General features: G+C 59.1%; 5 protein-coding genes. All 5 read left to right on the forward strand.

The annotated features are described in order from the left end of the window. Positions 1-35: 35 nt before the first annotated feature. The 5 genes from ACVJNE_RS14015 (at position 36) to ACVJNE_RS14035 (ending at position 6,460) form a co-directional block, all read left to right on the forward strand. Positions 36-548: a TRAP transporter small permease subunit gene (locus ACVJNE_RS14015; protein ID WP_499566462.1), complete on the forward strand. Its 513-nt coding sequence runs from the start codon at positions 36-38 to the stop codon at positions 546-548. Then, complete coding sequence (locus ACVJNE_RS14020; RefSeq protein ID WP_499566464.1) at positions 545-1,876, forward strand: TRAP transporter large permease; 1,332 nt, start codon at positions 545-547, stop codon at positions 1,874-1,876. Before ACVJNE_RS14015 ends, ACVJNE_RS14020 begins: the two co-directional genes overlap by 4 nt. A gap of 36 nt (positions 1,877-1,912) precedes the next feature. Further along, positions 1,913-2,989, forward strand: a complete 1,077-nt coding sequence (locus ACVJNE_RS14025) for a type 2 periplasmic-binding domain-containing protein (RefSeq protein WP_499566466.1) — start codon at positions 1,913-1,915, stop codon at positions 2,987-2,989. A gap of 435 nt (positions 2,990-3,424) precedes the next feature. Beyond that, positions 3,425-4,315, forward strand: coding sequence for a helix-turn-helix domain-containing protein (locus tag ACVJNE_RS14030; RefSeq protein ID WP_499566467.1), 891 nt, complete (start codon positions 3,425-3,427; stop codon positions 4,313-4,315). Positions 4,316-4,468: 153 nt separating this feature from the next. Continuing rightward, positions 4,469-6,460: a TonB-dependent siderophore receptor gene (locus ACVJNE_RS14035; RefSeq protein ID WP_499566469.1), complete on the forward strand. Its 1,992-nt coding sequence runs from the start codon at positions 4,469-4,471 to the stop codon at positions 6,458-6,460. Positions 6,461-6,496 lie beyond the last annotated feature (36 nt).

The following is a 6,496-nucleotide window of genomic DNA, read 5'->3' on the forward strand; positions in this document are numbered from 1 at the left end:
CCGATGTTCACACACACACCACGCAGAGGTAACGGATGGCCGCTGTGATAAGATCTTATGTCAGCCTCATGGACCGCCTTGCCGAGTTTATCGGGGCTTTTGCCAAATATCTGATCTACCTGATGATCGGTGTCCTGCTGTTCGATGTCGTGTCCGACAAGGCCTTCGGCTTCGTTCAGAACTGGACCGTCGAGACCGCACAATTCACGCTTGCCGCCTTCTATTTTCTGGCCGGGCCCAAGACCCTGAAGGATGACAGCCACGTCCGGCTGGACCTTATCTATGCGAATTTGTCCGACCGGACCAAGGCCTGGATAGACATGATCACGATCTGGATCGTGACTTTCTATCTCTCCGTCATGCTCTGGGGATCTATTTCCTCGCTGCAATATTCCTGGGCGACCAATCAGCGCCTTCCGTCGCTTTGGGCGCCCTCGCTGGTACCAATCAAGGTCCTGATGACCATCTGCCTGGCGCTGATGATCCTCCAGTGCTTCGCAATCTTCTTCAAGGACCTCGCCAGGGCGCGTGGCAAGGTGGTGGCATGAGTTACGAGACAATTGCCGTACTGATGTTCGCCGGCATGGTGTTTCTCATGCTGACGGGTCAACGCGTCTTCGCGATGATTGGCGCGGTAGCGGCCGCAAGCGCGCTTGCTCTTTATGGAAACGCGTCCGCGGAATTGCCGTTCAACGCCGCGTTCAAGCTGTTCTCCTGGCACGCGCTCCTGACACTGCCGCTGTTCGTGTTCATGGGCCACATGATGTCGAAGAGCGGCATCGCTGAAGAACTCTACCAGATGATGCATGTCTGGTTCGGAAAGTTGCCTGGCGGCCTGGCGTTGGGAACCGTCTTCCTGATGGTGATCATCAGCGCCATCAACGGTCTGTCGGTGGCCGGGCTTGCAATCGGTTCCGCGATCGCACTTCCCGAGATGCTGCGCCGGGGATACGACAAGGCCCTGATCACGGGCGTGGTGCAGGGCGGCTCGACGCTGGGCATCCTGTTGCCTCCGTCGGTTGTCATGGTCCTTTTCGCCGTCATCGCCAGGCAGCCGGTGTCAGATCTGTGGCTTGCTGGCGTGTTTCCGGGGCTGATCATGGCCGTGATCTTCGCGGCCTATGTCTGGATCCGCTGCAAGCTGAACCCGTCGCTGGCACCCAAGCTCAGCGATGAGGAACTTGCCATGCCGCTCGTCGATAAGCTGAAGCTGTTGAGGGCCGGAATCATACCGGTCGTGATCTTCGTCGTGATGATCGGCCTGTTCGTGACCGGCTACACGAGCCTGCTGGAGAGCGCCGCCGTCGGCGCCGTATCGGCTCTTCTCGCCGCTGCGTGGAAAGGGCGGCTGTCCTTTGCCCTGCTCAACGAAACCGCGCGCGAGACCATGTCGGTGACGGCGCTGTTCATGTGGGTGATCCTTGGGGCGCTGGCTTTCTCGTCGGTCTTCGACGGCATCGGCGCCGTCAGGGCGATCGAGAACGTTTTCATCAACAATTGGGAACTGTCGCCCTGGGCGGTCATCCTGCTCATGCAGGCCAGCTTCATCGTCATGGGCATGTTCCTGGACGACACGGCCATGCTGGTCATCGTCGCGCCACTATACATACCGCTCGTCGCGCAGCTCGACCTCGGTATCGACAATCAGATGATCTGGTTCGGTATCCTCTACACGATGACATGCCAGATCGCCTATATCAGCCCGCCTTTCGGCTACAATCTGTTCCTGATGCGCGGACTGGCTCCCAAAGAAATCACGCTGATCGACATCTACAAGTCGATCTGGCCATTCGTGATCATGATCATCCTGACGATCGGGCTGCTCATGACCTTCCCGCAGATTGCGACCTGGCTGCCCAGCCAGTTTCGTGGATGAGATTAGTGTTCACAGAGCGACCAGAGGAGAGACATCATGACTGACAAAACCGATAAGACGCCTTCCCAACGGATTCTCGCCAGCCGACGCAAATTTCTCACGGCGGCAGGCCTGGCGATGCCGGCCACGCTTGCAGCACCCGCGATCGTGCGCGCACAGGCGCCGATCAGATGGCGGCTGCAGACCTATTCCGGCGCCCCGCTGGGTGCGCATGTGATCAAGCCGCAGATAGACGCGTTCAACGCGGCTGCAAACGGCGAGATGGAGATCGAGCTTTACTACGCCGACCAGCTGGTCCCGACCTCCGAACTGTTCCGCGCACTGCAGAACGGCACACTCGACGCCATCCAGTCCGATGAGGCGACCATGGCCTCGCCCGTCGATATCGCGGTGTTCGGCGGCTACTTCCCGTTTGCCACACGCTACAGCCTCGATGTGGCATCGATGTTCATGTATTACGGGCTCGATGAGATCTGGCGCGAAGCCTATGCGGACGTCCCGAACGTCACATACCTGTCAACCGGCGCATGGGACCCACTCCACGTCTTCACCGTGGACAAGCCGATCCGCAGCATCGCCGACTTCAACGGCCTTCGCGTGTTCGGCGTCCCGACCGCCGGACGTTTCCTGTCCCGCTACGGCATGGTGCCGGTTACCGTGCCGTGGGACGATGTCGAAGTGGCGATGCGCACTGGCGACCTCGACGGCGTAGCCTGGTGCGGCTTCACCGAAGCGTACGAGGTCGGCTGGGCCGACGTCTGCAAGTACGCGCTGTCGAACTCTATGACCGGCGCGTGGTTCGGCTCGTATTTTGCCAATACCGAAAGCTGGGACAAGGTCCCGCCGCACCTGCAGCAGCTCTACAAATCGACGATTGATCAGTCCCACTATTATCGAAATGTCTGGTACTGGGGCGGAGAAGCACAACTGCGCGTACACGGCGAGAAGATGGAACAGACTTCCCTGCCGGCCGAGGAATGGAGCCAGATCACGAAGGATGCCGAAGCCTTCTGGGATGAAATCTCCCAGGAATCGGAGCGGGCGGCCCGCGTCGTCGAGATATTCAAGCGCTACGCGGCCGACCAGCAGAAGGCAGGGTACCCGTATCGCTGATTTTCGGTGCGAACATCGTCCGGCGCCCACATGCGCCGGACGACCTTCACTTGAACCGGTTTGCCCACGGCGTGTGGGATGCCTGCGTCATGGATGCTCGAGCCGGCCTACTGCCTGCAACGCGGGATCTAGATCGCTCCCACTCTCGAGCTACTTCTCCTGTAAGTATATGATTTTATTTCATAAAATTACTATCACCGGCAATAATTCCGTTATTGAGGCCGGCGAAATACTATCGAATTGATTTTATTGACTTTTCCAGAATTTTCGGCAGCGAAAAGTTCTGTGGATTATTTCCAATCTTCGCTCTGAATATCGGCTCAGTGAAACTTGAGTTGCTATATCAGGTATCTATGATCCAACCAAGTTTGGACAGACACCATTCGGACACTGCTGCGCCAAGTGGCAATCATCTGCCGGCGGGGACGATTTCAGATGAGCATCGGCACATTCAGCCCGCATATGGAAAGTCATATCCAGGGCTTCTCCGTAATCGGTGAACTGAAGTGGCGAGCTTGGGATGGAATTGTGGCCGACCTTTGGGACGTAAACTGCACGGAAGCGGCCCGTGGCGACTACGTGGCTCCCTACCCTCGATTGTTTATGCCCCTGTCGATCGACGGCGACGGCGAATTTGAACTCAGCGGCAAGGGAACCGAGCATGCCTACCGTGCCCCCGCCGGTCATTGCCTGAGCTACATCCCCGGAAACTACCCGATACGCAGTCTTGCCAGAGGCATTACGCGTATCCGCCATATGGATCTGCATCTCAGCGAGGCGGCCATTCAGCGTCGTTTCGGAAGAGCGCTTTCCCGAGAGCGGCTGGAAAGACCTCGTCTGGCGATGCAGGATTCCAGGATTGTGGCGCTCGCAAACATGATCGCCGAGGCACTGCAAACCGACGACGCCCACCATCTTGCATATCTCGAGGGATTGGGAAATGCGCTACTGGCGCTGCTGTTCGAGGTAAAGCAGGAATCACGCCCACGTCGTCCGGCATTATCACGTTTCCAACTTCGGCAGGCGGTGGAACACATCCACGCCAATTGCTGCGACCCGTTGCGGCTCAGCGAACTTGCGGGACTGGTGGGGCTGTCCGAGACTTATTTCAGTCATGCGTTCAAGGCCGCTGCCGGTGTGCCGCCGCATCGCTACGTGATGCAGGCGCGCGTTCGGCAGGCGCAGAAGTTGCTGTGTGAATCCGACGCCTCGGCCGGCAGCATCGCCGCGCAATGCGGCTTTGCAGACCAAGCTCACTTCAACCGCGTCTTCCGCTCCATTGTCGGCACCAGCCCCGCTGCCTGGAAACGGGAACAGCGGACGTGACATTTTTGCATCAATGATGCGGCGGCAGGGGACGCCTGCTCAAAATCGGACAATCGGGTCAAGAATATCCAATCCTCATGAGATAAGTAGAGATACGCAGTCAGGTATTATAAGGAAGGCGCCTCGCGCCCGGGCAGACTGACTGGAGTTGTGATGACCACTCGATCTCGTACGCTTTTCCTTCTCGGCTGCAGCGCGGCAATGGCTTCGCTTCCAGTCTCGGGCGTTCACGCGCAGCAACGCCAGCCGACACAGCTCGAGGAAATCGTGGTCGAAAGCGACGGGGACGGCGATTCCACCGGAGTGGGTCCGGTCAGCGGCGTTGTCGCGCGATCAAGCCGAACCGGCGCGAAATCGGCGACGGCGATAAACGAGATCCCGCAATCCGTATCCGTCGTCGGCCGCGAGGAGATGGATGACGCGGGTGCCCAGAACGTCGGCGAAGCGCTGCGCTATACGCCGGGCGTCTTCACCCAGCCCTTCGGGACCGATGCCGACACCAACTGGCTCTTCCTGCGCGGCTTCCAGGCGACGCAGACGGGCGCATATCTGGATGGGCTGCAGCTCTTTGCATATGCGTTCGGCGGCTTCTATGTCGACACGTTCGGGCTGGAGCGGATCGACGTGCTGAAGGGTCCGGCTTCCGTTCTGTACGGGGGCAGCAACCCAGGCGGCATCGTCAACTATGTCAGCAAGCGCCCCGATTTCAGTCGCAACCGATATGTCGAAAGCGGCATCAACGATGCCGGCACCGCCTATCTCGGCTTCGACATATCCGACCTTGCCAGCGACACCGTCAGTTGGCGGATGAACGGCCGGCTTCAGGGCGGCGAAGGCTACAGCGACTATCAGAAGGGATGGCGTGGCTTTATCGCCCCCAGCGTCACCTTCAAGCCCGACGAGCAGACCAGCCTCACGCTTTTCGCCAACTACATGCACATCGACGAGACGCATAATGGCGATAGCTTCCTGCCCTATGAAGGGACGGTGGTCGATCGCGTCGTCAATGGGGTGAACTACGGCCGTATTCGGCGCGACGCGAATTTCAGCGAGCAATCCGTCGACAAGTACCTCCGCGAGCAGGGGGCGCTTGGCTACGAGTTCGAGCACACATTCGACAACGACTGGACGATACGCTCGCTGGCCCGGTTCGGCATGTCCGATATCGACGAGCAGTTCGTCTACGCCAACGGCTGGGCAAGTGACACGGAACTCGCCCGAATCAACTTTGCCCACCAGACGAAGTCCACCACCTTCCTGATCGACAACCAGATCGAGGGCAAGATCGACACCGGCCCGGTCGAACACCGGCTGCTGGCAGGCATAGACTACAAATATTTCAACATCGACCAGGTTCAGTCATCGGCGATCTTCGGCACCACGCCGGACATCGACGCCTTCCTGCCGATCCCGGGAGCGCCCTTGCCGGACCCGGTCAGCTATATCAATCAGGATCTCACGCAGAGCCAGCTCGGCTTCTATGTCCAGGACCAGATGCGCTTCGGCAATGGCTGGATTGCAACGCTCAACGGGCGCTACGATCGCGGCTGGCTGACGGCTCAGGACCGGCCGACCTTTTACAGCCCGGATCAGAACGTGACGCAGAAGCGCAGCGATGGCGAGTTTTCCGGGCGCGCCGGCCTCGCCTACGAATTCGCCAACGGCCTGACCCCCTACGCCAGCGTCGCCACGTTCTTCAATCCCATCATCGGCACCGATGCGAACGGCGATCTCTTCAAGCCCGAGGAAGGCCTCCAATACGAGGCAGGCATCAAATATGCGCCCAGCTTCGTCGACGGGCTGTTCACCTTCGCCGTGTTTGACCTCACGCGGCAGAACGTGCCCACCAACGTCACGCCTTTCACCCAGATGCAGACCGGTGAAGTGCGCTCGCGCGGCTTCGAGGCCGAAGCCAAGATCAACGTCACGGAGCAATTCAAGATCACTGCTGGCATCACCGCATACGACATCGACATAACCCGGGACGCCAATCCGGATCTGATCGGCAACACGCCGTTCATCGTGCCGGAAGTGCTCGCCTCTGCATCTGCCGACTACACGTTCCGGGATGGTTCCTGGTATGACGGGGCGATTATATATTTGACAAACCCATTCGGACGGGTTAGAAAGATTCCAGTCACTTAGGAACTTTCGCCATGTCCGTTCTGTCCCGCCCCTACT

Source organism: Mesorhizobium sp. DxT (assembly GCF_058448885.1).